Annotated in this window: 30 protein-coding genes; 6 read left to right on the forward strand and 24 right to left on the reverse strand. The window is 55.8% G+C overall.

Annotated elements, in window-relative coordinates; genetic code table 11:
• The first annotated feature begins 150 nt into the window (after positions 1 to 150).
• Positions 151 to 3,678: an SAM-dependent methyltransferase gene (locus NUS69_RS09450; RefSeq protein ID WP_258083528.1), complete on the forward strand. Its 3,528-nt coding sequence runs from the start codon at positions 151 to 153 to the stop codon at positions 3,676 to 3,678.
• Positions 3,679 to 3,743: 65 nt separating this feature from the next.
• On the opposite strand, the gene trxB is transcribed toward NUS69_RS09450, so the two are convergent.
• From trxB to NUS69_RS09470, 4 genes are all read right to left on the reverse strand, one after another.
• Positions 3,744 to 4,733, reverse strand: coding sequence for a thioredoxin-disulfide reductase (trxB, locus tag NUS69_RS09455; RefSeq protein WP_258083529.1), 990 nt, complete (start codon positions 4,731 to 4,733; stop codon positions 3,744 to 3,746).
• 67 nt (positions 4,734 to 4,800) lie between these two features.
• The gene (locus NUS69_RS09460) at positions 4,801 to 5,643 is read right to left on the reverse strand and encodes a hypothetical protein (protein ID WP_258083530.1); all 843 of its coding nucleotides are present in this window, start codon (positions 5,641 to 5,643) and stop codon (positions 4,801 to 4,803) included.
• A gap of 48 nt (positions 5,644 to 5,691) precedes the next feature.
• Positions 5,692 to 6,225: a metal-dependent hydrolase gene (locus tag NUS69_RS09465; protein WP_258083531.1), complete on the reverse strand. Its 534-nt coding sequence runs from the start codon at positions 6,223 to 6,225 to the stop codon at positions 5,692 to 5,694.
• A 6-nt stretch (positions 6,226 to 6,231) separates the two neighbouring features.
• On the reverse strand, positions 6,232 to 7,440 hold the full coding sequence (locus NUS69_RS09470; RefSeq protein WP_258083532.1) for an ATPase: 1,209 nt from the start codon (positions 7,438 to 7,440) through the stop codon (positions 6,232 to 6,234).
• Between the two features lie 61 nt (positions 7,441 to 7,501).
• Here NUS69_RS09470 and NUS69_RS09475 point away from each other — a divergent pair, with 61 nt between their 5' ends.
• From NUS69_RS09475 to NUS69_RS09495, 5 genes are all read left to right on the forward strand, one after another.
• Positions 7,502 to 7,987, forward strand: coding sequence for a THUMP domain-containing protein (locus NUS69_RS09475; RefSeq protein ID WP_258083533.1), 486 nt, complete (start codon positions 7,502 to 7,504; stop codon positions 7,985 to 7,987).
• 33 nt (positions 7,988 to 8,020) lie between these two features.
• On the forward strand, positions 8,021 to 8,731 hold the full coding sequence (locus NUS69_RS09480) for a SagB/ThcOx family dehydrogenase (protein ID WP_258083534.1): 711 nt from the start codon (positions 8,021 to 8,023) through the stop codon (positions 8,729 to 8,731).
• Positions 8,724 to 8,903 carry a hypothetical protein gene (locus tag NUS69_RS09485; protein WP_258083535.1) on the forward strand — a complete coding sequence of 60 codons (180 nt, stop codon included), beginning with the start codon at positions 8,724 to 8,726 and terminating at the stop codon, positions 8,901 to 8,903. Before NUS69_RS09480 ends, NUS69_RS09485 begins: the two co-directional genes overlap by 8 nt.
• Before the next feature lie 39 nt (positions 8,904 to 8,942).
• Positions 8,943 to 9,437 (forward strand): ferritin-like domain-containing protein, encoded by a 495-nt coding sequence (locus tag NUS69_RS09490; protein ID WP_308686508.1) that lies wholly within the window; start codon positions 8,943 to 8,945, stop codon positions 9,435 to 9,437.
• Between the two features lie 141 nt (positions 9,438 to 9,578).
• Complete coding sequence (locus tag NUS69_RS09495) at positions 9,579 to 10,088, forward strand: ferritin-like domain-containing protein (protein WP_258083536.1); 510 nt, start codon at positions 9,579 to 9,581, stop codon at positions 10,086 to 10,088.
• Positions 10,089 to 10,094: 6 nt separating this feature from the next.
• Here the strand turns inward: NUS69_RS09495 and NUS69_RS09500 are convergent, their stop codons facing one another.
• The 20 genes from NUS69_RS09500 to NUS69_RS09595 all read right to left on the reverse strand — a co-directional run bounded on the left by NUS69_RS09500 (position 10,095) and on the right by NUS69_RS09595 (position 22,540).
• Positions 10,095 to 10,586, reverse strand: coding sequence for a 4Fe-4S dicluster domain-containing protein (locus tag NUS69_RS09500; RefSeq protein WP_258083537.1), 492 nt, complete (start codon positions 10,584 to 10,586; stop codon positions 10,095 to 10,097).
• 3 nt (positions 10,587 to 10,589) lie between these two features.
• Complete coding sequence (locus NUS69_RS09505; RefSeq protein ID WP_258083538.1) at positions 10,590 to 11,555, reverse strand: respiratory chain complex I subunit 1 family protein; 966 nt, start codon at positions 11,553 to 11,555, stop codon at positions 10,590 to 10,592.
• Positions 11,552 to 12,790 carry a hydrogenase large subunit gene (locus NUS69_RS09510; protein WP_258083539.1) on the reverse strand — a complete coding sequence of 413 codons (1,239 nt, stop codon included), beginning with the start codon at positions 12,788 to 12,790 and terminating at the stop codon, positions 11,552 to 11,554. The genes NUS69_RS09505 and NUS69_RS09510 overlap by 4 nt, the downstream gene beginning before the upstream one ends.
• Positions 12,790 to 13,353 (reverse strand): NADH-quinone oxidoreductase subunit C, encoded by a 564-nt coding sequence (locus tag NUS69_RS09515; RefSeq protein ID WP_258083540.1) that lies wholly within the window; start codon positions 13,351 to 13,353, stop codon positions 12,790 to 12,792. The genes NUS69_RS09510 and NUS69_RS09515 overlap by 1 nt, the downstream gene beginning before the upstream one ends.
• Entirely contained in the window at positions 13,350 to 13,796 is a 447-nt protein-coding gene (locus NUS69_RS09520) for an NADH-quinone oxidoreductase subunit B family protein (protein WP_055430039.1), read from the reverse strand. The genes NUS69_RS09515 and NUS69_RS09520 overlap by 4 nt, the downstream gene beginning before the upstream one ends.
• A complete protein-coding gene (locus NUS69_RS09525; protein WP_258083541.1) occupies positions 13,797 to 14,150 on the reverse strand; it encodes a hydrogenase in 354 nt (117 codons plus the stop codon). It lies immediately after the preceding gene.
• Positions 14,147 to 15,700 (reverse strand): proton-conducting transporter transmembrane domain-containing protein, encoded by a 1,554-nt coding sequence (locus NUS69_RS09530; RefSeq protein WP_258083542.1) that lies wholly within the window; start codon positions 15,698 to 15,700, stop codon positions 14,147 to 14,149. Before NUS69_RS09530 ends, NUS69_RS09525 begins: the two co-directional genes overlap by 4 nt.
• The gene (locus NUS69_RS09535) at positions 15,697 to 16,062 is read right to left on the reverse strand and encodes a sodium:proton antiporter (protein WP_167889868.1); all 366 of its coding nucleotides are present in this window, start codon (positions 16,060 to 16,062) and stop codon (positions 15,697 to 15,699) included. The genes NUS69_RS09530 and NUS69_RS09535 overlap by 4 nt, the downstream gene beginning before the upstream one ends.
• On the reverse strand, positions 16,055 to 16,522 hold the full coding sequence (locus NUS69_RS09540) for an MnhB domain-containing protein (protein ID WP_258083543.1): 468 nt from the start codon (positions 16,520 to 16,522) through the stop codon (positions 16,055 to 16,057). Before NUS69_RS09540 ends, NUS69_RS09535 begins: the two co-directional genes overlap by 8 nt.
• A complete protein-coding gene (gene mbhE, locus NUS69_RS09545) occupies positions 16,519 to 16,791 on the reverse strand; it encodes a hydrogen gas-evolving membrane-bound hydrogenase subunit E (RefSeq protein WP_167889866.1) in 273 nt (90 codons plus the stop codon). Before mbhE ends, NUS69_RS09540 begins: the two co-directional genes overlap by 4 nt.
• Positions 16,788 to 17,051 (reverse strand): hydrogenase subunit MbhD domain-containing protein, encoded by a 264-nt coding sequence (locus tag NUS69_RS09550; RefSeq protein ID WP_258083544.1) that lies wholly within the window; start codon positions 17,049 to 17,051, stop codon positions 16,788 to 16,790. Before NUS69_RS09550 ends, mbhE begins: the two co-directional genes overlap by 4 nt.
• A complete protein-coding gene (mnhG, locus tag NUS69_RS09555; RefSeq protein ID WP_258083545.1) occupies positions 17,048 to 17,401 on the reverse strand; it encodes a monovalent cation/H(+) antiporter subunit G in 354 nt (117 codons plus the stop codon). Before mnhG ends, NUS69_RS09550 begins: the two co-directional genes overlap by 4 nt.
• Positions 17,398 to 17,691: a cation:proton antiporter gene (locus NUS69_RS09560; RefSeq protein ID WP_055430032.1), complete on the reverse strand. Its 294-nt coding sequence runs from the start codon at positions 17,689 to 17,691 to the stop codon at positions 17,398 to 17,400. Before NUS69_RS09560 ends, mnhG begins: the two co-directional genes overlap by 4 nt.
• The gene (locus NUS69_RS09565) at positions 17,688 to 18,191 is read right to left on the reverse strand and encodes a Na+/H+ antiporter subunit E (protein ID WP_258083546.1); all 504 of its coding nucleotides are present in this window, start codon (positions 18,189 to 18,191) and stop codon (positions 17,688 to 17,690) included. Before NUS69_RS09565 ends, NUS69_RS09560 begins: the two co-directional genes overlap by 4 nt.
• A 247-nt stretch (positions 18,192 to 18,438) precedes the next feature.
• Entirely contained in the window at positions 18,439 to 18,864 is a 426-nt protein-coding gene (locus NUS69_RS09570; RefSeq protein WP_258083547.1) for a 4Fe-4S binding protein, read from the reverse strand.
• On the reverse strand, positions 18,861 to 19,850 hold the full coding sequence (locus NUS69_RS09575) for a respiratory chain complex I subunit 1 family protein (RefSeq protein WP_258083548.1): 990 nt from the start codon (positions 19,848 to 19,850) through the stop codon (positions 18,861 to 18,863). Before NUS69_RS09575 ends, NUS69_RS09570 begins: the two co-directional genes overlap by 4 nt.
• Positions 19,847 to 21,142, reverse strand: a complete 1,296-nt coding sequence (locus NUS69_RS09580; RefSeq protein ID WP_258083549.1) for a hydrogenase large subunit — start codon at positions 21,140 to 21,142, stop codon at positions 19,847 to 19,849. The genes NUS69_RS09575 and NUS69_RS09580 overlap by 4 nt, the downstream gene beginning before the upstream one ends.
• Positions 21,139 to 21,666, reverse strand: a complete 528-nt coding sequence (locus tag NUS69_RS09585; protein WP_258083550.1) for an NADH-quinone oxidoreductase subunit C — start codon at positions 21,664 to 21,666, stop codon at positions 21,139 to 21,141. Before NUS69_RS09585 ends, NUS69_RS09580 begins: the two co-directional genes overlap by 4 nt.
• Positions 21,663 to 22,178, reverse strand: coding sequence for an NADH-quinone oxidoreductase subunit B family protein (locus NUS69_RS09590; protein WP_055430026.1), 516 nt, complete (start codon positions 22,176 to 22,178; stop codon positions 21,663 to 21,665). Before NUS69_RS09590 ends, NUS69_RS09585 begins: the two co-directional genes overlap by 4 nt.
• A 14-nt stretch (positions 22,179 to 22,192) precedes the next feature.
• On the reverse strand, positions 22,193 to 22,540 hold the full coding sequence (locus NUS69_RS09595) for a hydrogenase (RefSeq protein WP_167893852.1): 348 nt from the start codon (positions 22,538 to 22,540) through the stop codon (positions 22,193 to 22,195).
• Position 22,541: the final 1 nt, after the last annotated feature.

Below are 22,541 nucleotides of genomic sequence, written 5' to 3' on the forward strand. Positions count from 1 at the left end.
CGGTGGAAGATTGTGCTTCCCCTATATAAGTCTGTGTTCATCAATGAACATCTTTGACCGAAGAATTTTCGAGGAATTTGGGAAATAGTTGGCACTGTTAGTATCTTGAGACTCCGATGGGCTTTTAAGAGTTGAACCGAACTTTAATGGGTGGTGAGGTTGGCTGGAATCGATGAGAAAGTTCTTCACGATTACCTCCATGACATCGATGTTCTGTGCTCCATGGATTTTAAGATAACCCCTGCGCTCAGCCAGGAACTCTCCGAAAAGCTGAAAACTACCAACGCAAGGAAATACGTTGAGCTTCTCCCCCACAGCAAGCCGGAGGTTCTCCTATCGGAGTTTCTCTTCAAGCCGATTCTTGGTATCATTGGTGTGGAGTTCAGTCCAGAGGTAAGGCTCGACGAGAGGGGATGGGTTGACTACGTCTTCAGGAAGGGGGTTACCAATCCAGTCGCCGTTGAGCTGAAGGCAATGCACAAGACCAGCGGTAAACGGGTCAGGCTGGAGGAGCTCTACAGGAAGCTCAGAGAGGAGTTTGAGAGGACGAGGGATAATCAAATCGTCAAGTACCTCCGCTCCGGCATCGTTGATTACGTCGTGCTCACCAACCTTGAGGAGGTTTACTACTTCAACAGGGAGGCTGTGATAGAGTTCGAGCCGTTCCACAGGGAGAGCTTTGAGGAGTTCATCCGGGATTTAATAAGCATCGAAGACCTCTGGGAAGTGGCGAGGAGAAAGGAGGATAAGACACCAAAGCAGAATCTCGATAAGGAGTTCTTCGAGGATTTAAAGGGGTGGCACAGGGCGCTGTTGAAGCTCCGCTGGAAATCCGACAACCCAAGCGAGGCTATAGTGCACCTCATAAACAAGTTCATCTTCATAAGAACCCTTGAGGACTACGGTCTGATACCATTCCGCTTTGTTAGAGACGCCTACGAAGAAGCTGAGAGGAAGTGGTCTCCCAAGGGTGCGAAGAAGGTTTTGGAGGTCTTTTTCCGTGAGATAGACGACTGGTTCTACCTATACTACGACACGGAGCTCTTCCAGAAATCGGTTCTGGATTACCTCGAAGACGATAAGGAGAACATCGAGAGCTTTGACAAAAGGCTTCGCCTGATCCTCGGCCTTAAGGGCTGGGGTGGGATGTTTCAGAGGGGCCTGCTCTACTACAACTTCAGGCAGATAGATGAGGACATCTTTGGCAAGGCATACGAGACGTTTTTAGCGGAGCGGAGGAAACAGCAGGGGATATACTACACGCCAAAGGAGATAACGCAGTACATGGCCAAGAGGCTGGTGGACGAGCTTTTTGGCCCCATAAAAGACCGGCTCCTCGAAGTTCTGAGTTCTGCCCAGTTCGATGAGGATAGAGCTTGGGAACTCGCGAAAAGGCTGGTCAGTATTGCGATAATAGACCCCGCCTGTGGCTCCGGCTCGTTCCTGATAAAGGTTCTTAGGGAGATTTACAGGGTCTACGACGAGATAGAGGTCAAGACGAGATGGGCAACGGACATGAGCAACATCCTGAGCGAGCCCGAGGATATAAGAAAACGCAAGGAGGCGATAAGGAGGATACGGGAGTTCCTCGGCTTCGAGAGGAACGGTCACAGGAGAAAACTGCTCTCGCTGATAATCCTCCGCCACATCTACGGCGTTGACCTCGACGAGAGGGCCATAGACGTCGCCAAGGTGAACCTATGGAAGGAAGCTGTAAAGCTCAGCCCCGGGGACTTCCGCTACACCAACCTGAAGGAGAGCGGACATATCCTCCCTGACCTTGAGATGAACCTCATAAACGGGAACTCGATAGTATCCCTACCGGACGATGAGGTCGTTGAGCTGATGAAGGAGTTCAAAGAGGACATAAAAGCCCTCTGGGAGAAGAGGAAGGCCTACCTCAGCGACCCCCTCAACCCCGAAGTGCTTGAAGGCATGGCCGAGATAAAGGCCCGGATAAGGCAAAAGCTCGTCGAGAAGATGAAGGAAAACGGCTGGGACTTTGAAAAACCTCTTTTCTACCCCCTGGAGTTCTTCTTCCTGTACTTCGGCGAGGACGGCGAGCCCCTACCTAAAGAAGGGCGGGGCTTCCACGGGGTCATCGGCAACCCGCCGTGGGAGAACATAAAGCCCCAGTCGAAGGAATTCGCGGCCATGCACCCGGAGATATTCGGCGAGGTAAGCAAGTTCAGCATCGAGGGGCCGAAGTTCAAGAGGCTCTTCAAGGAAAAGCTGAAAGACCCCAAAGTTAGGGCCCTCTGGGAAGACTACAAGGGCAGGATAGAGAGGCTCTCCGATTTCATACGGAACCGTTACAGCCTCTACGGCAAGGGGGACTTGGCGTATCAAAAAATCTTCCTCGAAAGGGCGATGGAGCTGTCCAAAAGAGCCGTGAACCTCCTTATTCCCTCCAACTTCCACACCGACGAGGGTGCAATGCTCCTGAGAAAGGAAATTTTTGATAAGTACTGCCTCAAGGAGCTGGTCTCCTTCGAGAACCGTGGCAACGGCTGGTTCAAGGACGTGGATTCGCGCTTCAAGTTCGACATAGTTTTCTTCACGAAGGAGAAGTGCAACAAACCGTTCAAGGCGGCCTTCTACGTTACGAGGAAGGACTACGAGGAATGGCTTGAGAAGAACGGCGGAACCTTCGAGGACTTTATCAGCTCGACAACCTTTGACTATCCCGTTGAGCTTATACCCAAGATGTCGCCGGACGTTCTTGGCGTCGTGGAGTTCAGACGGAAGGAGGACGTCTCCCTCGTTCAGAAGATAAGGGGCGACTGGAGACTCCTGAGGGAGCACGGCTGGGACATCAAGAGCGAGTTCCACATGACCAACGACAACGACCTCTTCAACACCTCCGGAAAAGGCTTAATCCTATACGAGGGCAAGATGATACACCAGTACGAGCCCTTCTTTGCCGGGCCAAGGTACTGGGTTGAGGAGCCAAAGGGCAGGGAGAGGCTTTTGAGCAAGGAGCTGAGCAGGGTTAAGAAGTTCCTCAAGGCCGAAGGAGAGCGCCTCGGCCTAAAGGGTAAAGCCCTGAGAGAATTCATAAACGAGAACTTCGAGCTGGCGAGGGAGAACTTTGAAAAAGGGATTTTCAAGCTCGACTACGAAGAGTACAGGCTGGCTTACAGGGCGATAGCATCTTCAACTAATGAAAGGACATTAATAAGTACCGTCCTTCCAAAGAAGGTCTTCACGGGAAACTCCCTCAACTACTTCAAGCCCTTCCGCTACGTCATAAAAGATGGAAAAATTGTTCAGGAAAGGATACCTTACGAAGAAGTCCTTTACCTCATAGCCCTCCTAAACAGCTTCGTTCTGGACTACTACATACGGCAGAGGGTCTCTGCAAACCTCAATATGTTCTACATATACGAGCTCCCTGTTCCAGAGGTTGAGCCTGAACTCAAGTTACGGGTCATCGAGCTCGCCTTCAGGTTGCTTTACAGGAAAGGCCACTATGACGAGATGGCGAAGGAGCTCGGGTTAAGGGCCGAAGAAACCACCGACGAAGACGAGCGCAGGGAAATAAGGGCCGAGCTTGAGGCGGTAATAGCGAGGGACGTCTTCGGTCTGACGAGGAGGGAAATGGAGTACCTGCTCTCAACGTTCGTCTACGGCAACCCGGACAGAAAGCTGATGGAGATGATACTTGAGGGGATGTGAGCCGGCTGGCCTCTTTTGTCTTTATTTTCGATAAAAACCATGGGGGAATAAAAGAAACTCGGAGGTCACTCCACGACCTTTGAGTTCCACTCCTCAAGGAGCTCCTTGGCGGAGTTTGCGGCGATAGCACCCTGACCCACAGCCACAGCAATCTGTTTGAAGACGTTGGTTATGTCTCCAGCTGCAAAGATGCCCTTCACCTTGGTGCGCATGTGCATGTCCACCGGGATGTAGCCGTACTCGTCGGTTATGCCGAGGTGCTTGACGAAGTCCGTCTTCGGCTCGTAGCCGATGAATATGAAGACCCCATCGACCTTCATCTCTGTCTCTTCCCCGGTTACGCGGTTCTTCAGCTTCACTGCCTCGACCTTGTTCTCCCCGATTATCTCGGTCACGACAGTGTTGAGTATCGTCGGAATGCCGCTCTCCTTGAACCTGTCCTGGAGTATCTTGTCCGCCCTGAACTGGTCGCGCCTGTGGACGAGGGTCACGTCAACGCCTATGCTTTTCAGATACAGTGCCTCCTGTAGTGCCGTGTTTCCGCCGCCCACAACGATGACCTTCTTGCCCTTGAAGAGCGGGCCGTCGCAGGTGGCGCAGTAGGAAACGCCCCTTCCGGTCAGCTCCTCCTCTCCAGGGACGTGGAGCTTTCTCGGCGCGGCACCGACCGCTATGATTATCGTCTTCGCTTTGTACTCCTTGCCGTTCTTGGTTCTGACCGCAAATTTGCACGGACCCTCGTAGTAGGCGCACTCCGTGGGGTCTATCCTCTCGACCTCGTCGAAGACTATATCAACGCCGAGGTTCTTGACCTGCTCGTGCATCCTGCTGGTCAGCTCGGAACCGCTTATCTGGAGGAAGCCGGGGTAGTTCTCTATGAGATCCGTTAGGGCCATGTTTCCTCCGAGGTCCTTGCTGAGTATCAGGGTCTCAAGGCCGAAGCGTTTGGCGTATATCGCCGCGGTAAAGCCTGCTGGGCCGGCACCGATGATCAGCACGTCCCAGGTCTTGTTCTCGTATTCACCCCCGCGTGAAAAGCCACCAAGGCTGAACATCTCTCCCACCTCCGGTTCTTAACCTTGGGTTGAATATTTAAAAACATTGCCACCCGAATTTGGGTACTCAGACCACAACCTCGGCCCTGATAGTCCCTTCGGGAATCCCTTCTGAGGGCTCGACCCTGAGGATTGTTGAGTCATGGACGTCCTTTCCGAAGGGGACATCTAACGTTAGCTCCAGCGTATACTCGCCGTGTCCCTCGATGAAGACCTTTCTCCCCAAGAGTTGGGCAAAGTGTCTCGGATCTGTTGCTTTTCTGTGGCAGATTATCACCAGCTTCTCCCTCAGGAACTCCTTCCGGAACTCGGTGCTTTCCCGTGTCTCGGCGAGTTTCTCAACGACTTTTGGTTTCTTTGTTTTCAGCTCAATCCTCGCTCCCCTGCACTTCTGCACCGTAGTGTAAAGCTTCCCGGAAAATCCCCATTCGTTCAGCTCAATCCTTGCGTGGGCGAATTCCATATCCTTCGAGACCTCCAGGGACCCCTTACCGATCTCAAAGTCATAGGATGGAATTATGGGTACAATCAGGATGTCCTTGAATTCAGGCTCGGTGATGAGATATGCGGGCACGTCTATTAGTGCCTCCTCGTCCTTCCCCATTATCAGCGTAAACCTCTCCGGTTTCAGCTCTATTTTCTCCCCTTCAAATTCGCTCCTCCCGGTGAACTTCCGGTCGACGTGGTAGCTTCTGCTCCTGCCGGAGCTCGACCAGTATCCCCTGAGAGTTAGCCTTCCCTTGACGAGCATCATCCTCCTCGGAAGGATTAGCGTATTCTCCCTTATCTCTATCTTTTTTAGCAGCTCTTCGGCAGTTCGTTTCGCGTTTTTCTGCTGGACGTAGCCAAGGAGAAGTGCCCCCACGATGATGGCAATTATCAGAAGGAAAAAGATAATCCCCGGATCCATGAGACCACCAAAGACGGTTGTCCCTGTGGAAGGATAAATCTTTTCCCTTCAGACCAGCGATACCTCCCGGTCTAGGAGGAGGTGCAGGGTGTAGCCGCTGAAGGCGGCGAAGCCGACGTAGAGTCCCTCACCTCTCGCCATGCTCAGGCCGTACTCCACCATTATGAAGGCCAGAGCGCCGTATATGGCCGCGAAGAGCAGGGAGTGGACTATCCCTCTGTGCTTGGGCATTATCACAGTGAAGCCGTACCATGCTATGACCCCTGCCAGCGTCCCAACTCCCCACGCGGCGGCAACGTTGAGAGGCTCTCCCCCGAGGTTTATGGAGCCAAGGCTCTGCATGAAGACGGCGCTCCCGACTGCTACAGCTACTATCGGCTTCGTCCCGCGGTGTATCAGGGCGTTGGGGTGGTCCATGTCGGGCAAATCCGCCCCCAGGACGTAGAGGGCGTAGCCTATCACCATGGCGAAAGTGCTGATGGTGAATGGTATTCCCGCGTAATCCCTGAGCACGAAGGCGATAAAAACGGTGAGCGGGTAGGAAACTATGCCGCTCAGGAGGTGGGCGTCGTAGTTCGGCATTGCCCCTCACTCTTCGCTCTCTTCCGTCTCTTCGCCCTCTTCAAGGAACTTCCTCACGTACTCAGGAACCTTGTAGTTGCCCTTGGGGTCCCCGACCAGAAAGCCCAGCCTTATTAACTCGTTGAGCTGGTCGTAGACCTGTATTCCCGGCCGCTTAACCACCTTGGCTATCTGAATGTAGCTCACCGGTCCGCCGTTGAACTCGTGGACTATCGCCTCCACCAGGTCCTTGTAGTCCTTCGGAATCCTCGTCAGGTATTCTTCGAGGCTCTTCGGCTCCTCAAGGATGGTCGTGACAACATAGTCATCTATCGGGTCGAACTTGTGTTTGGCAGCCTCACTCAGGACGTAGTGGAGGAGCCTTAGAATCTGCCTCGGGTTGCCCTTCCCGAGCTCGTGGATGAGCTTTACCGCCTCTTCCGTGAACGGGTACAGCGGATCGTCGGTGTCCCGTGTCCTCACGAGGTTGAGCCTTTTCTTGACGAGCTCGTAGGCTTCATCCAGGCTCATCGGGCGGAGCTTGAACTCGTAGTGGAGGCGCATGAAGAAGGCCGGGAAAATCCTGGAGTACTCCTCATATGCCTCGGGAACGCAGGCAAAGGCAACGATACAGCCCTGGGGCATGTTGCTGATGAAGTGCCTGAGCATCTCAAAGAACTGTATTTTCTCCCTCTCGCTCGCTGTCTGCATGTTCTCCAGCTCGTCCAGGAGGAGGGCGCAGTAGGGATATTTCCCCATCTGCTCGGTCAAAAGCTCTGCTATGTCCCTGCTCTTGTACTCGTCCCTGTCGCTCAGCATCTTCTCAAGCCTGTCTATGAAGCCGAGCTTCCTTGATAGGTTTTCGAGGAAGATGTTCGTCCTGCTCTTCGGCGGCTTGAGGGCGTAGAAGATGTCGCGCGTGAGCTTGAGGATGTCGTTCGTGTCAACCTTAACGTAGATGGCCTTTCCCCTGTTCTCCTCTATGGCCTTGGCTATGGTCTTGAGCCTCTGGGTCTTGCCCATCCCGAGGGGGCCGACTATGCTCAGCGCTATGGAGCTCTTGTTGCCTATTACTTCAGACACTATCATCTGGATGCGCATGTCTATTTCCTGATAGACGTGAATGCTCTCGACGTCGGCTATTCCCTCACTCGCAAGCTGCTCAAAGGGGTTTCGAGAAAGACCGTAAACTTCGTATGACTGGTAGGGATAAAGCTTAAGGCTACTCGCTCCCATTTTAACCCACCGCATAGTTTAGGAACGCGAAATATAAAAACTTGTCCATCGGTGAGCGGAGATGACGATTCTTCTCGTTACGGCACCCCAGGGGAGGGAAGGCGACGCGATACTTGAGCTTGAATGGGCTCTGGAAAGGGTTCGGGTTAAGGGAACGGACTGGAGGGGGGTTCTTATAGCCGAGACGCCCCTGCCGAAGGGAGAGGCCCTTGAGAAGCTTAAGAACTTCGAGACCCAGGCGATACAGCGCGTTGTCCCCCTCCACCTCATCGTCCCCGCCAGGTGGGATGAGATTGAAAGGGCCGTCCTTGAAGTGGCGGAAAGAATAGACGGCACCTTCGCCGTCCGCGCCAAGGTCAGGGGAAACAAGGGGCTGTCCCAGAGGGAGCTTGAAGTAAAGCTGGGTTCGCTTATAGTGGAAGCCTTCGGCCTAAAAGTCAACCTCAGCGACCCGGACTACACCGTCGCCGTCGAGGTGCTGGGGAAAAAGGCCGGAATCGGGCTGGTGATGAGGGGCGAACTGCTCCGCTTTGATGTGGTGGAGTGAAACCTAAAATAGGATGACGTCCAATTCATATACATGAACTTCAGGCATGTTTCGTACATCGTTGTGGCGCTGGTGGTGGCCTCGTCCCTCCTTCTCATCCTCAAGCCCTACCTCCCCTGGAGGGGGGTGGGCGAGACCATTTCTGGGGAGGCCATAGCCCTGCCGGAGCCCAGGTTGGACTCAGAGGTCAGCGTCGAGGAAGCGATAGCGAGGCGGAGGAGCATACGCTCCTACAGGGACGAGCCCGTAACCCTTGGCCAGCTCTCCCAGCTCCTCTGGGCGGCACAGGGAATAACGGCCCAGCGAACCAAGTTTCGGGCATCGCCCAGTGCGGGGGCGACGTATCCCTTCGAGGTCTATGTGGTGGCAGGGAACATTGAAGGTCTTACCCCGGGCGTGTACCGCTACGACCCGTTCAACCACACCCTCGTGTTGGTGAAGACCGGCGATTACAGAAAAGCCCTCCAGGATGCCGCCCTCGACCAGCGGTGGGTTGGGGATGCACCCCTCAGCTTAGTCCTCGTGGCCTTCTATGAGAGGACGACCTCCAGATACGGTGAGCGTGGGGTGAGGTACGTCCACATGGAGGCGGGGCACATAGGCCAGAACATATACCTCCAGGCGACTGCCCTGAACCTCGGAACCGTCGCAGTCGGTGCCTTCTACGACGAGGGTGTTGCGGAGATACTGGGAACGGAAGGTGCCCCCCTTTACATCTTCCCGGTGGGTGTTCCAAATGGTTAGCTTTGACCACTACACCCTTGGCTACCTGAGCTTTGCCCTCATGAGCCTCGCCATGCTGAGCGGGGCGTTTATCTTTATCTCCAAGCGCAGGGATGCCTGGATAAAGGTTCACATCGTCATCAGCATCGTTGCCTACATTGTGATGGCCCTTGCGATATGGCTCGTTAGATGAACCTAAAGCTTATTTAGGCGAGTGCCCTATCGCTGTTCGATGGAAATGTACGACGTCAACGAGGTAGTTGAGTTCCTCTCAAGGCTGAACTACAGGGAAGCGCTGGCCTACTGGATAGAGGGTGAGAAGAAGGAGGCGAGATTTTACCGCGAGCTCGCCAGACGTGCGAGGAACCTTGGTTTGGGCGAGGAACTGGTGGAAACCTTTGAGAAGCTGGCCGAGGATTCTCTGAACCATGCATCGGAGCTTGAGATGAGTTTCAGGGAGACCTACGGGGAGGTTCCGGGAAGCGACCTTCCGCCCATTGAGGTTCTCCCGGTTCTCGATGAGCTTGAGCGGGCTGACCAGCTTCCCGAGGTCATCCGCGCTGCAATGGAAAGCGAGCTGATAGCCCACGAGTCGTACAGGCTTCTCTCCGAGAAGGCTGACGACCCCGAGCTGAGGAAGCTCTACTCCAAGCTTGCCGATGTTGAGTGGGGCCACTACGAACTGCTCCGCCAGAGGTATCATGAATTGGTAAAGGAAAAATCCTGAAATCTCGAAATCCGATTCAAAAGGTCCTCCATTTTTGATATATCCTTTGAGAAGCAGCTGATTGTTTCAAACGCCTTTTATAGACGGTTGTGCCAAAGCCCGTATAAAACCTCCCGGGTACATTGGGTTGAGGTGAGTGAGATGGTTGATCTTGAGGGTGTCTCTCTCCTTAGGGAGCTTCCCCTGAAGGAGCTTCTCGCTTACTGGATATCCCTTGAAGGGGATAAGGCCCTTCTCTACGAAAAGCTGTCTGAGAAGGCGAAGGGCATGGAGATTGAGGGTGCCGTCTGTGACATGTTCAAGCTCCTCTCTCAGGAGGCGAGACGGCACGAAAGAAAGCTCAGGAACCTTTACACCCGGAACTTTGAGGGGGATATCCCCACAGTTAACGGGCCCTCATTGGAGGAGCTCTCCGACATAAGGGAACTTGAGAGTGAAAACGACGTGTTCGCGGTCCTCAAATGTGCCCTTGAGCTTGAGGAAGTCGCGGAGAAGATATACTCAATTCTGGCGGAGAAGGCCGACGACGAAACGATGAAGGCGGTGTTCCTGTACCTGGGCTCGACGGAGAGGCTCCACGAAAGGGCTGTGGAATCCCTCATCAGGGATTACAGGTACCACAATGGAATAAAAGAGGGTGTGAAGGCTTAGCTCACGCTAGCCTTCGGACTCCACTGCCTCCTTCACTTCTTTTTTGAAGAGCTCCTTCGCCTCCGGTGGCTCCTCGATGAGGTTGTCGCTGTACTTGTCGTAGTCGGCTATGAGGAACTCCTCGCTCATCCTGAGCGCCTTAACGGCCTTTTCCTCGCCGGGGAACTTCTTGCCGGGGCAAACGTCAACACAGAGGGCGCAGAACATGCAGCGCGAGACGTAGTGCCGTATCTTCTTGAGCTCCGGAATCCACTCCATGGCATCCGCCGGGCAGACCAGGATGCACAGCCTGCAGCCGATGCACCTCTCGGGGGTGTAGACCAGCTTGCCCCTGAAGTCCTCGGGAACCGGGACCGGCGGGTTTATCTGGACCTCTCCCTTTTGGACTTTTTCTATCAGCTCCGTTACGTTCGCCGGAGCGTGCTTGACGGGGAAGGGATTCGTGGCCGGCTTCTTAACGAGCTGCTTTAGGAGGACGAACATCATCTTGTTGACCATGCTTCACACCCCCAGCCATACCAGCACGAGTCCCACGAGGGCGATTATGTTGACGTAGACCCAGAACACCCTGGATGCCTGCTCTATCCTGAACCTGGCGAAGGACGTCCTGACCAGCGTTATGGCAAGCAGGTATATCACCAGCACCTTGAAGAGGAACCACAGCGCCTCTATTACATAGTACGCTGTTCCGGTGAGACCCAGGTTCAGTATGCTCGTCAGCGTGAACGGGAAGAACAGCACGACCTCTAAGGCAGCCATGGCGAAACCCCTGACGGCATCGGAGAGGTAGAACAGTGCCAGGTTCCTCCCGCTGTACTCCGCGAGCATACCCTCACATATCTCCGTTTCTGCCTCTGCTATGTCGAAGGGCAGCTTCGCCAGCTCCGCAGGTGTGACTGCCAGAAGGGCTATTAGAAGTAGCAGCACTCCCATGGCAGCGAGCGGACCCGCGACGCCCCACACCGGTGTGCTCGCTATGGTGGTCAGTGAGAAGCTCCTGTAGAGCATGGCGAAACCCACTATAACCGTAGCCAGTGGCATCTCGTAGCTCATCATGAGCACCATTTCCCTCTGCGCACCCACCGATGAGAACGGACTGCCCGAGGCAAATCCGCCTATGGCCATTGCGAGGGACTGCAGCGTGAGCAGGTAGAGTATGACGATTAAGTCTCCGTAGCCCTCCAGCGGGGCCTTGAGCACTCCGAAGGGTATGTAGAGAAGCAGGGTCATCGAGGCCGCGAAGGAAACTATCGGCATTGCGTTGAATATCCATGCTATCGCGTTCTCCGGAACGACGGTCTCCTTGAGGAGCAGCTTTCCGACGTCCCAGAAGGGCTGTCTTATGGGCGGGCCTATCCTGGAGGTCAGCCTCGCCGAGAAGCGTCTGTCTATACCCTTGTAGACCAGCCCGAGGAAGACTCCCAGCACGGGGAAGGTGAACGCGTAAATGAGGGTCTCGGGGGTCATTCTCTCACCCCCAGCTCGTCCTTAATCCTCTTTGTTTTCTCAACCGCCTTCCTGTGGAGAGTCGCCGGGTCGATTATCCTGCCGTCCTCGTCCCTCACGACAGCTATCCTGTCGTTACAGCACATGCACGGGTCGATGTAGGCCACGACTATCGGTATGTCCGCCACCTCGGCGCCGAGGAGAAGCGGAGCCCAGGTGTTGATGTTGTTGTAGCTCGGTGCTATGACCTTCCAGACGGATGGTCCGTCCCTCTTTCCGTCGAATTTGATGTAGTGGATGACCTCACCGCGCGGTGCCTCGTGGGCTCCGATGGCCTCGCCCTGGGTTCTCCTTATCTTTGCAAGGAGCGCCACGTAGTTTGGAATTGCCATCAGCTTGCCCTCGGGCATCTCATCGAGGCAGTATTCGATGATGTCAAGGCTCTGGTCTATCTCGTAGAGCCTCACCATGGTGATGTCGTATGCGTCTCCCCTGGCCTCTCCGACGATGTCCTGCGGAACCACCGCGCGGACGTCTATGTCGGCGTATGCGTCGTACGGTATGTCCTGCCTGATGTCCATCCTTACTCCAGCGGCCCTTGCCACCGGCCCGACGGCGTTCAGCTCAAGCGCCATCTTCTTGGAAAGCTGGGCAACTCCCCTCGTCCTCGCCTTGTAAACAGGGTCTGAGAGGAAAACCTCCTTCATCTCCTTGTTGAATATCCTGTAGTAGCTTATCATGTCCTTGATTGCCTTTACGTGGCTCTCCTTGATGTCCCTCCTGACGCCGCCTATCATGAAGACCGAGTAGTTTATCCTGTTCCCGGTGAGGAGTTCGAGTATATCGAGGAGCCTCTCCCTGCCCTTCCACGTCCAGAAGAGGAGGGAGTCGAAGCCCATCTCGTGCGCCACGACACCGAGCCACAGGATGTGGCTGTGTATCCTTTCGAGCTCGCCTATTATCGTCCTGATGTACTGGGCCCTGGGCGGCGCCTCTATTCCGAGGGCCTTCTCTGCTGTGACCACGAAGGCGTAGGGGTGCGATATCGAACAGATTCCGCATATCCTCTCGGAGAGGTAGAGCGTCTGGATGGCGTTCCTCTTCATGCCCATGTACTCTATTCCCCTGTGGGCAAAGCCCCTCTTGACGTCGACTTCCACTATCTTCTCGCCCTCGACCCTCGCCTCGACCCTTATGGGCTCCTTCAGTGCCGGATGAATAGGCCCGACGGGGACGTAATACTGGGTTTTGGCCATTACTCCTCACCCCTCATCTTCCTTATCTCGTTCACGCTCCTGTGGGTGTGCTTTACCATGTCCTCGACGCCGTACTCGTCCCTTCTCCATGGATACTTACCCTCCGGCCAGTCGTCGGGCAGGAAGATGTGCCTCTTGTTCTTCAGTCCCTCGAATTCAACACCGAGCATCTCCCTTATCTCGCGCTCGTTGGTTTCCGCGCCGATCATGAGGTCGGTTATCGTTGGGAGAACCAGGTTGTCCTTGGAGAGGTCAAACTTGATGGTGATGCTGAGCTCGCCCCAGGGGTGCGTGTGGAAGACTCCGAAGGAGTAGATCATGGTTAGGGTTTCCCCTCCTCCGTCCTCTCCCGCGATGAAGTGGAGGTGGGGGTAGTCGAGGGCGAATATGGCTTCGACGGCCTTCCTGAAGGCCTCGGGCTTTATGGTGACCCAAAGCTCCCTGTAGGTTCTCTTCCGCTTAACGCCCATGGTGTACTCCCTGACCTCGTGGGAGAGCAGCGCCTCTCCCAGCGCCTCCTGGAGCTTCTTGAGTACCTCTTCCACGCTCATCGGCTCCTTCATTCCTTCTTCCCCTCCAGCTCCTTTTCCAGCTTCTCTATTTTGAGCCAGGCTTTCACAACGCCGTCTATTATCGCCTCTGGCCTCGGCGGACATCCCGGAACGTAGACGTCCACGGGTATTATCTCGTCTATCGGGCCCGCTATGTTGTATGAGTCATAGAAGACCCCGCCGCTGGTTCCGCAGTTCCCGACCACCACGACCGCCTTCGGGTCGGGCATCTGCTCGTACACGCGCCTCAGCTTGTCCGCGAAGTCCCTTGGAATGGCCCCGGTAACGAGGAGCACATCAGCGTGCCTCGGACTTCCGACGAGCTTGATTCCGAAGCGCTCCACGTCGTAGCGGGGAGTAAGCACGGCAACTATCTCTATGTCGCACGCGTTGCAGCTCCCTCCCGATGCATGGAACACCCATATGGAGCGCTTAAAGTTGGTGAGCTTCCCCATTCACACACCCCCCACGAGGACGAACAGGATTACGGCACCGAGTCCGAGGTACCAGAGTATGTAGTCCCTGAGGTCTCCGCTGTGCATTCTCATGAGGACGTTGTAGTAGCCCTTGAGCGCCTCGATGAAGCCCCAGTATATGTCCCCCGCCCTTACGCGGATTTCTTCCACATCCTCCACTGCGTTGCCGCTTATGAAGGGCTTAACCTGCTCCGTGTTGGGCTTGTAGCTCCTGTTCCCGCGCGAATAGATGAGGTAGCCGATGAAGGCGAAGATCACCAGGAACGCCAGCCAGACTATCGGGTTCCAGAAGCCCGACGGTGAGTTCAGCGTAAGGCTCTCAATCCAGGTCATGGCAGACCACCCCACGTCTGGTAGCTGCCCAGCTTCAGCAGCGCGTCAACTGCCGGGTACACCAGCTTGTCCAGCACCACGTTCGGGAACAGGCCGAAGAGGATACACAGCGCCGCCAGGATTAGCATCGCTATTACCATGCTCCTCGGGACCTCCCTTACCTCCTCGTACTTCTTGACCGGCGGTCCGAGGAAGGCCGAGGCGAAGACCTTGACGAAGGACGCCAATGTCAGGACGCTCGTGACCATTGCGAACACCGCGAATATGGGGCTGAGCTGGTAGGACGTCTCGTAGATGAGGAACTTGCTGGCAAAGCCGTTGAAGGGCGGTATTCCCGATATTGCCGCGGCACCAACTATGAAGGCTATCGTGGTGTACGGCATCTTTCTGGCCAAGCCGCCCATCTCGTTGAGGTTCCTCGTCCCGGTGACGTAGAAGAGCGCTCCGGCGGTCATGAGGAGGAGGCTCTTGTAGATGATGTGGTTGATTATGTGGAATATACCTCCCGCCATCGCGTCCCTTCCAAAGGCGGCCAGTTTTGCCGGGTCGTTGAGAACTGCCAGGCCAACGCCGACTCCGAGGAGCATGTAGCCTGTCTGCGAAATCGCGTGGTAGCTCATGAGCCTCTTGACGTCCTTCTGGACGAGCGCCATGGTGACGCCTATGAACATAGTGAGGACTCCGAGGATGCTCATTATCCACCCGAGGCTGCTCATGTTCACAGTTATGTTGCCGAAGAGGCTGAAGCTCACCCTGAAGAGGGCGTAGAGGCTCGCATAGGTCGCCACCAGCAGCGTGGGGTTGATTCCCGAGGGGACCTCTGTGTACGCGTCTGGAACCCAGTGGTGGGTCGGCACGGAACCGCACTTCATCGCAAAGGACGCGAAGAGTATTCCAAGGGCTATCATGTCAACGGTGTTGAAGCTTATCTGCGTGCTCAGGTAGGCTATGTTGAGGTTCCCGTACTGACCGTAGAGCAGGCCTATGGAGAACAGCACCATCAGCGAAGCGACCGCGCTGACTATGAGGTACTTGATTCCGGCCTCACTCGCCTCTCCCCTGTAGTTCCTGAAGCCTACCAGCGCCGAACCGGCTATTCCGGCTATCTCAAGGAACACGAAGAGGTTGAACAGGTCTCCCGTCAGGACCATGCCGAGGATTCCGACCTCAAGCAGGAGGAGTAGCGCGTAGTACTTCTCAAGGCCGGTCTCGTTTCTGACGTGGCTGTAGGAATAGAGCGCCCCGATGAAGCTCATGAGCGTTGCCGAGAGCGCCATGAAAGCACCTATCGCGTCGACCTCGAAGATTATCCTCACCGGAACCCTGTATCCCGAGGGCAGAACGAGGGTCGGCTTGTCCGCCCCGAAGACGTACACCATCATGCCCTGAGCAAGCACTTGTCTAACGAGAAGGAGCGCCATTCCCAGGGTTACACCGGTGATGATTACTGCCCAGACGGCTGGAGCACTTCCCTTCTTCTTCAGCAGAGGTGCTATAAACGCCCCGAAGAGGGGCACGGCTATCATGAGTGCCGGCAAATGCTCGATCATCCTTTCAGCCTCCTGACCTTTGTAACGTCAAGGGTTCCGTAGTGGCGGTAGATGTTGACGGCGAAGGCGAGCATAAGGGCCGATACGGCGACGCCTATGACGATGCTCGTCAGGGTTAATGCTTGAGGCGTCGGCAGAACCATGTTGTTTACCGCCTCCTTCGGTGCCATTGTGTATATTGGGGCGTAGGCGCCTTTGACGTAGCCGAGGGCTATCAGAAACAGGTTGACTGCCCCCTCAAGGATTTCAATGCCTATGACGACCTTGATGAGGTTCCTCTTGAATCCTATCGTGTAGAACCCCACCGCCAGCAGGAGCGCCACGACTATGAAGGGGAGGTTGACCAAAATCACGTTATTCATCCTTCTTCACCCCCAGAAGGAGGTAGAACACCAGGATTATGCTCGTTAACCCTGCCAGAACCTTTGTTCCGACGAATATGTTCATGTACGGCAGCGTTCCACCGGTGTTCAGGTATCCTGGATTAATTCCGAGCGGGGTGGGCTCACCGAAGAGCGGAAACCCGCTGTTGGCTATCACGTTCCTGAAGAACGTGTATCCCATGAATCCAAGTGCCGCCGTTCCGAGGAAGCCGAGGGCACCGATGCTCTCGAAGGCACTGAGCGGAACCTTGGAGAAGGTTCTCCTTATGTCGTCGTACTTGTTGGCCACGATGAGGAGCGCAAGGCCGCTGGCGAAGACGGCTCCTCCCTGGAAGCCGCCTCCCGGAGTGAGGTGGCCGTGGAGGATTATGTACGCTCCGAAGGTGAGTATGAGCGCCGCCAGGTACTTCGTGGTGGTCTTGATGATTACGGTGGTCATGTCTTCACCTCCCTCCGCCTGAGGGCCATCAACACACCGGCAACGGCCGTGAACAGGACGGTCGCCTCACCGAGGGTATCGAATCCCCTGTAGTCGAAGACGATGCTCGTAACGACGTTGTTGGCCGAGGCTTCCTCCTGAGCATGCTGGATGAAGTATGAGTCCATATCCTTGTGGACGGGCTCCCCGAAGGGTCTGAGGCTCGCAGCTGCAACCAGAAGGAACAGCGTGAATCCTATGAACGCAAAGAGGCCCAGCGCACGCCTCATTCTACCACCTCCTCGTCGGTGGTGTTCTTAATCGCCAGCAGGTACATCGCGGTCGTTAGGCCCGCCCCGACACCGGCTTCGGCGATGGCGACGTCCGGCGCCTGGAGCACGTAGAACTCAAGTGACAGTATCAGGCTGAAGACGGCCATCGCGATGACCGCTGAGACCAGGTTCTTGAGCCGGATGGCCGCTACTGCAGTAATCAAAAGCCCCAAGCCAACTAGAACCTGAATCGCCCAGAAGAGCTCCTCGAAGTTCATAGCCTTCCCTCCAGCTCATCTATAACGGCCCCGTAGGGCCTTATTCCCGACTTCCTGGCCGCTCTACCGAGGGCATGGGCTCCGACGGGATTGGTGAGAACGAGGAATATCACGACCAGGGCGGAGTGTATCCCTATGGTTACCCATGCCGGGTTCTTGGCCACCCAGTAGTAGTTGTAAATCGAGTATGTAACCGTCGCGAGCACTATGAATATCGTTCCGAAGGTGGTGCACTTCGTCGCCGCGTGTATCCTCGTGTAGACGTCCGGGAAGCGGAGGATACCGATGCTGGCCAGCAGGTTGAAGAAGACTCCTATCACCAGGAACGTCCCGATGAGCCACTCGATCATGGTGCATCACCCTCATAAGCGATGCCGACCCTCTTCTTCACGAGGTAGCGGGCTATGTAGAGCGTTGCGATGTAACTCAGAACCGCGTAGACTAGTGCGACGTCTATGAAGACCGCCTGTCTGGTTATGACGCCGTAGAGAACCATGGCACCGGCCGTTGTCGTCGTCATTGAGTCGAGCGCAACGGCTCTGTCCGGTATTGTCGGCCCCGCCAGAAGCCTTATAAGCGTCAGCATGGCCGAGAACAGGAGCAGTATCATGGCCCACATGAACATACCATCGACCGTCATTCCGCAATCCTCCTTGCCCATTTTGGAAGGTATCCGCACAGCTCTTCTGGAGTGGGCCTCTCCTTCCCGGGCGGAACGTTTATCCAGTGGACGTAGAAGTTGCCCTCGTCGTCTATCTCCAGGGTGAAGGTTCCCGGTGTCAGGGTTATTGAGTTGGCAAGGAGTGTCCTGCTCTCATCTCTGGTCAGGTCTGGCGATATCTTCACAATCCCCGGCCTTATCTTCCCCGTTATGACCCTGTAGGCGACGTCGAGGTTGGCCTTGGCCATGGCGAAGAAGAACGGCCCTATGGCGTAGACTATGAACAGCAGCCACCTCTTCGGGTTGAAGAAGTAGCCCAGCTTTTCGTCCATGACGTCCTTTGTTGCATAGCCGATGATGGCCGCTATTACTATCCCTGCAACCAGCTCCCCGGGGCTCCAGGCGATGACATTGCCGGAACCCGCTGTGAGGAGCAGATAGACGATAAGGGACCACAGGAACGGTGCGGCAAACCCCATTTTCCCACCTCAACTTTAGGTTTTAAACCCTTATCGGGCGTATTTTCCCGAAATCTCAATTGAGCATTGGCTAAATCTTTATAAATGGATTTCTAAAACAAATGGTTAACAACCTGAAATTTGACAAATAGAAACAGCACAGCGCTTTACATAAGTCCAAAAAACAGCTCTCTGTAGTATGTTTCTGGATACGGATGCTCAGAAAAGAACATCAGAGGTCATGGAGGAAAATATAAAAATAGGGTATTCACTTAGGGGCTTCTTTCTTTGCGGATTCTTTGGCCTTCTTCTGCTCCTCAAGCTTCTTTTTGAACTCCTCGATCTCCTCCCCGTGGAACCACATGAGGTTGTCCTCGTACTTGTCGGTGGTCGCCAGCAGGAACTCGTCGCTCATCCAGAGTGCATTGACGGGGCAGACGTCCACACACTGGGCGCAGAAGACGCACCTTCCGAGCCAGAATGTGACCTTCCTGACCTCGGGGACGTACTCTATGACCCCGGCCGGGCAGACCATGACGCAGAGCCTGCAGCCGACGCACTTCTCGACGTCGTAGTTGAGCTTGCCCCTGAAGCCCTCCGGAACCGGCACCGGCTCGCTCTCCGGGAAGGGGTTGGTTGCAGGCTTCTTGAAGAGGTTTCCGAGCACCGTTGAGAGGGTCGGTGGGACTTTCATGCTATCACCCCCAGGGTGTCAATGGCCAGGAGCAGCGCCCCGAGTATACTGGCCGGCAGGAGCCTCGTCCAGAACATGTTCACCGCCTGGTTTATCCTGAGCCTTCCTGTTATTGCTCTGAAGATGCTCATGCTGACGAAGAGGACTCCGAAGACCTTGAGGGTGTGGAAGATGAGCTCCACCACCATCGCGGGAACCCCTGTGAGGCCGAGGTAGCCGGAAATTCCCCATGGGAAGAATATTGCCACGACGAGGCTTGCACTCACGAAAGCCTTTATGGCGTTGGCGAGCTCGAATATTGCCAGGTGCCTGCCGCTGTACTCGGCCATGGGGCCTTCAGCGAGCTCAGTCTCCGCCTCCGGTATGTTGAAGTAGCCCACCTCTATCTCGCTGGCGAGCCAGGCAAGGAAGACTATGAGGAGTATGAAGGCGCCTATAAGGCTCAGGGGTGTCCCCAGCTCCCAGATGCTGTGTTCGTAGAACGTGCCCATGCTGAAGGGCTTGGTAACGCCGAGCTCGCTGAGGCGCCAGAGGATTACAAAGAGGGCGAGCATCATGGGGGCCTCCCTTGACGCGAGTAGGGCCATCTCCCTCTGGGCGCCAATCTGGGCGTAGGGAGAGCCCGAGCTGACGGCACCAACCACGCGGAGGAATCCTATGAGGGTGAGCAGGTATATGAAGACTATGACGTCGCCCTTCGTTCCGAAAATAGGCTCGAAGCCGAGCGGCGTGTAGGCCAGGAGCGCTATTGATGTCGCGAGCGCCATGACCGGGGCCAGCTCAAAGAACCTGTTGGCGTCCCTCGGGATTATTGACTCCTTGCTGACCAGCTTGAGAAAGTCGTAGAAGGGCTGGAGCAGCGGGGGCCCTATTCTCCTCTGCATCCTCGCGACGAGCTTCCTGTCTATTCCTCCCCAGAGCAGTGACGCGAGCGAGACGTAGATGTAAACCCCTACGAATCCAAGGGTAGCGTAGAGGAGGTTCATAGTCCACCACCCCTCGGGCATCCTACTCCAACTACTTCGGGTCTGGCCTTTACGTTGGGGTTGATCTCCCTCGTCTTCTCAATGGAGAGCCTGAGAAGGTCCCTCTCGGTGAGAACCTTCTTCCTTCCGGTGTTTGCATCGATAACCGCGACCCTGTCGGTACAGCTCAGGCACGGGTCTATTGAGGCTATCGCGACGGGAACGTCCGCCACCTGCTCGCCTACCAGTGCCCTGGCTATCGCGAACAGGTTGGGGAACGTTGGTTCTCTCATCTTCCACCTCGCCGGGACGTCCTTGCCCTTCTGGGCCATGACGTAGTGGATGAGCTCTCCTCTCGGGGCTTCGTACCTGCCTATCCCCTCCCCCTCTGCCTTCTTGAGCTGGAAGAGGAGGGCGTTGTCCTTGGGAACGGCCTTTATCTTGCCCTCCGGCATCTGGTCTATGGCCCTCTCGATGAGCTCAAGGCTCTGCCATATCTCTCCGACCCTGACGACCATCCTGTCGAAGACGTCTCCCTTGATGACACCGGTGAACTCCTTGGGGGTTATCGGCTTCACACCGAGGTCGGGATAAACGCCGAGCTTCTCGTTGTAGCGGACGTCCTTCTTGACGCCGCTTCCCCTCGCGGTGGGCCCCTGAGCGCTGTACTCGATTGCTATCCTCTTTGGAATAACGCCCGCGTCTCTAAGCCTTGCCTCGACGGTCGGGTCGTAGAGGAAGACCTCCTCTATCTTGGGCATGACCTCCCTGCGGTAGTAGTCTATCATGTCGGTTATGGCCCTGATGTGCTTCTCCCCAATGTCCCTCCTGACGCCGCCTATCATGTTGACGGCGTAGTTGACCCTGTTGCCACCGATGAACTCAAGTATGTCCATAACGCGCTCTCTGGCGAGCCATGTGAGGTGCAGGACTGTATCGTAGCCTATGGCGTGGCCAACCACACCGAGGTTGAGCAGGTGGGAGTGGATTCTCTCCAGCTCGCCAACTATCACGCGGATGTACTCGGCCCTCTCGGGAACCACTATGCCGGCCATCTCCTCTACCGCTCTGGAGTAGGTGTGGTTGTGGGAGAATGAGCAGATGCCGCACATCCTCTCGGCGAGATAGAGTATCTGGATGTAGTTCCTCCTCAGGGCTATCCACTCTATTCCCCTCAGGTTGTAGCCGAGCTTGACGTCGACGTTGATTATCCTCTCTCCGTCCAGTGTTATGATGAACTTCTCCGGCTCCTCAAGGGCCGGGTGAATGGGTCCAATGGGTATCTTGACCCAGTACTCAATTCTCTCGTTCATTTCAAGCCCTCCCTCTTCATTTTGTACGGGTGGCCGGCGTTCTTCACCATCTCCGGCTTGATGCCTGTGTCGTCCAGCCTGAGCGGGTAGACACCTTCGGGCCAGTCGTCCGGGAGGAAGAGCCTTCTGGGGTCGGGGATTCCCTCAAAGAACAGTCCGTAGAACTCCTGGACTTCCCTCTCGTAGGGCAGAGCGCTCGGGAAGACGTCCGTAACGGTAGGGAGCTTTGGGTCGTTCTTGGGGACGCTGGTGCCGACTATGAGCGAGATGCTCTCGCCCTCCTCCCAGAAGAGCTCCATGTGGTACTTTGCCTCAAGCGTCTCGCCGGCGTCCCTGGCGATGATTATGGAGAACTGGGCCGTCGGGTCGAGCTCCTTTATGAACGCCATCGCGTCATGGAACTTCTCCCTCTCGACCGTGACCCACACCCTCTTCCTCGGGTGGGGTTGCTTGTTCTCGCTGACCCTTATCTCCGCCTCAGGGAACCTCTCGCCGAAAACCCTGATGAACTCGTCAACGTTCATTTCTTACCCCCCTCAATCTTCTCAATCAGCTTCTGAAGGCCGAGCACGACACCGTGCAGTATGGCCTCAGGTCTCGGCGGGCAGCCCGGGACGAAGACGTCCACCGGTATGTGCCTGTCCAGCGGTGCGTTGGTGAAGGGGCTCTCGAAGAACACGCTTCCGCCGGTGGGGCACGCTCCGACTGCCACCACCACCTTGGGGTCGGGGGTCTGCTCGTAGACCAGCTTGACCCTCTCAAGGCTCTGGTTGGTGACGGGGCCGGTGACGAGCAGTATGTCGGCATGCCTCGGCGTCCCGGCCAGCTTTACACCGAAGCGCTCCGCGTCGTAGCGCGGCGTTAGGACTGCTATTATCTCGATGTCGCACCCGTTGCAGCTGCCGCTGTTGACGTGGAAAACCCACGGTGACCTTCCTATGTATCTGCACAGCTTCGATATCTCCTTCTCAAGCCTCTCGCGCTGGGAGGGGTTTGAGCTTGGATGGGCATCGTGGGCGTGAACTTTAATGGCCATACCTTTTCACCTCCTCATCCCCAGACTATCAGGGCCCCCACCACTATCGCCGTCGTGACGAGCAGGTAGCTGACGTAGTCGCTCAGCAGTCCGGTGTGCTCCCTGCGGAAGACCAGGAAGAGCCTGTGGATTCCCCTGATGAGGCCCCACATAACGTGCCTTCCGGTGACGTAGCCCTGGAAGTGCTCGAACTGTGGGATAACGTTGTCCTGGTCCTCACCGCTGAGGAATATCTTGGTTCCATCCCCGGTTCTCCGGGTTCCGGTGCTTGAGCGCTCGGCCCACTTGTAGAGCATGTACGAGATGATCAGGCCTATGATGAAAACGTAAACGAAGTAGAGAGCGTCCCAGTAGCCGAACATT

Origin of the sequence: Thermococcus thermotolerans (assembly GCF_024707485.1) — an archaeon.
In the GTDB taxonomy this organism is placed as follows: Archaea; Methanobacteriota_B; Thermococci; order Thermococcales; family Thermococcaceae; genus Thermococcus; species Thermococcus thermotolerans.

What these genes read in the sequence shown, in the direction of transcription:
- trxB (WP_258083529.1), bottom strand. Translation starts at nt 4,733, where the DNA reads ATGTTCAGCCTTGGTGGCTTTTCACGCGGGGGTGAATACGAGAACAAG.
- NUS69_RS09460 (WP_258083530.1), bottom strand. Translation starts at nt 5,643, where the DNA reads ATGGATCCGGGGATTATCTTTTTCCTTCTGATAATTGCCATCATCGTG.
- NUS69_RS09465 (WP_258083531.1), bottom strand. Translation starts at nt 6,225, where the DNA reads ATGCCGAACTACGACGCCCACCTCCTGAGCGGCATAGTTTCCTACCCG.
- NUS69_RS09470 (WP_258083532.1), bottom strand. Translation starts at nt 7,440, where the DNA reads ATGGGAGCGAGTAGCCTTAAGCTTTATCCCTACCAGTCATACGAAGTT.
- NUS69_RS09475 (WP_258083533.1), top strand. Translation starts at nt 7,502, where the DNA reads ATGACGATTCTTCTCGTTACGGCACCCCAGGGGAGGGAAGGCGACGCG.
- NUS69_RS09480 (WP_258083534.1), top strand. Translation starts at nt 8,021, where the DNA reads ATGAACTTCAGGCATGTTTCGTACATCGTTGTGGCGCTGGTGGTGGCC.
- NUS69_RS09485 (WP_258083535.1), top strand. Translation starts at nt 8,724, where the DNA reads ATGGTTAGCTTTGACCACTACACCCTTGGCTACCTGAGCTTTGCCCTC.
- NUS69_RS09490 (WP_308686508.1), top strand. Translation starts at nt 8,943, where the DNA reads ATGGAAATGTACGACGTCAACGAGGTAGTTGAGTTCCTCTCAAGGCTG.
- NUS69_RS09495 (WP_258083536.1), top strand. Translation starts at nt 9,579, where the DNA reads ATGGTTGATCTTGAGGGTGTCTCTCTCCTTAGGGAGCTTCCCCTGAAG.
- NUS69_RS09500 (WP_258083537.1), bottom strand. Translation starts at nt 10,586, where the DNA reads ATGGTCAACAAGATGATGTTCGTCCTCCTAAAGCAGCTCGTTAAGAAG.
- NUS69_RS09505 (WP_258083538.1), bottom strand. Translation starts at nt 11,555, where the DNA reads ATGACCCCCGAGACCCTCATTTACGCGTTCACCTTCCCCGTGCTGGGA.
- NUS69_RS09510 (WP_258083539.1), bottom strand. Translation starts at nt 12,790, where the DNA reads ATGGCCAAAACCCAGTATTACGTCCCCGTCGGGCCTATTCATCCGGCA.
- NUS69_RS09515 (WP_258083540.1), bottom strand. Translation starts at nt 13,353, where the DNA reads ATGAAGGAGCCGATGAGCGTGGAAGAGGTACTCAAGAAGCTCCAGGAG.
- NUS69_RS09520 (WP_055430039.1), bottom strand. Translation starts at nt 13,796, where the DNA reads ATGGGGAAGCTCACCAACTTTAAGCGCTCCATATGGGTGTTCCATGCA.
- NUS69_RS09525 (WP_258083541.1), bottom strand. Translation starts at nt 14,150, where the DNA reads ATGACCTGGATTGAGAGCCTTACGCTGAACTCACCGTCGGGCTTCTGG.
- NUS69_RS09530 (WP_258083542.1), bottom strand. Translation starts at nt 15,700, where the DNA reads ATGATCGAGCATTTGCCGGCACTCATGATAGCCGTGCCCCTCTTCGGG.
- NUS69_RS09535 (WP_167889868.1), bottom strand. Translation starts at nt 16,062, where the DNA reads ATGAATAACGTGATTTTGGTCAACCTCCCCTTCATAGTCGTGGCGCTC.
- NUS69_RS09540 (WP_258083543.1), bottom strand. Translation starts at nt 16,522, where the DNA reads ATGACCACCGTAATCATCAAGACCACCACGAAGTACCTGGCGGCGCTC.
- mbhE (WP_167889866.1), bottom strand. Translation starts at nt 16,791, where the DNA reads ATGAGGCGTGCGCTGGGCCTCTTTGCGTTCATAGGATTCACGCTGTTC.
- NUS69_RS09550 (WP_258083544.1), bottom strand. Translation starts at nt 17,051, where the DNA reads ATGAACTTCGAGGAGCTCTTCTGGGCGATTCAGGTTCTAGTTGGCTTG.
- mnhG (WP_258083545.1), bottom strand. Translation starts at nt 17,401, where the DNA reads ATGATCGAGTGGCTCATCGGGACGTTCCTGGTGATAGGAGTCTTCTTC.
- NUS69_RS09560 (WP_055430032.1), bottom strand. Translation starts at nt 17,691, where the DNA reads ATGACGGTCGATGGTATGTTCATGTGGGCCATGATACTGCTCCTGTTC.
- NUS69_RS09565 (WP_258083546.1), bottom strand. Translation starts at nt 18,191, where the DNA reads ATGGGGTTTGCCGCACCGTTCCTGTGGTCCCTTATCGTCTATCTGCTC.
- NUS69_RS09570 (WP_258083547.1), bottom strand. Translation starts at nt 18,864, where the DNA reads ATGAAAGTCCCACCGACCCTCTCAACGGTGCTCGGAAACCTCTTCAAG.
- NUS69_RS09575 (WP_258083548.1), bottom strand. Translation starts at nt 19,850, where the DNA reads ATGAACCTCCTCTACGCTACCCTTGGATTCGTAGGGGTTTACATCTAC.
- NUS69_RS09580 (WP_258083549.1), bottom strand. Translation starts at nt 21,142, where the DNA reads ATGAACGAGAGAATTGAGTACTGGGTCAAGATACCCATTGGACCCATT.
- NUS69_RS09585 (WP_258083550.1), bottom strand. Translation starts at nt 21,666, where the DNA reads ATGAACGTTGACGAGTTCATCAGGGTTTTCGGCGAGAGGTTCCCTGAG.
- NUS69_RS09590 (WP_055430026.1), bottom strand. Translation starts at nt 22,178, where the DNA reads ATGGCCATTAAAGTTCACGCCCACGATGCCCATCCAAGCTCAAACCCC.
- NUS69_RS09595 (WP_167893852.1), bottom strand. Translation starts at nt 22,540, where the DNA reads ATGTTCGGCTACTGGGACGCTCTCTACTTCGTTTACGTTTTCATCATA.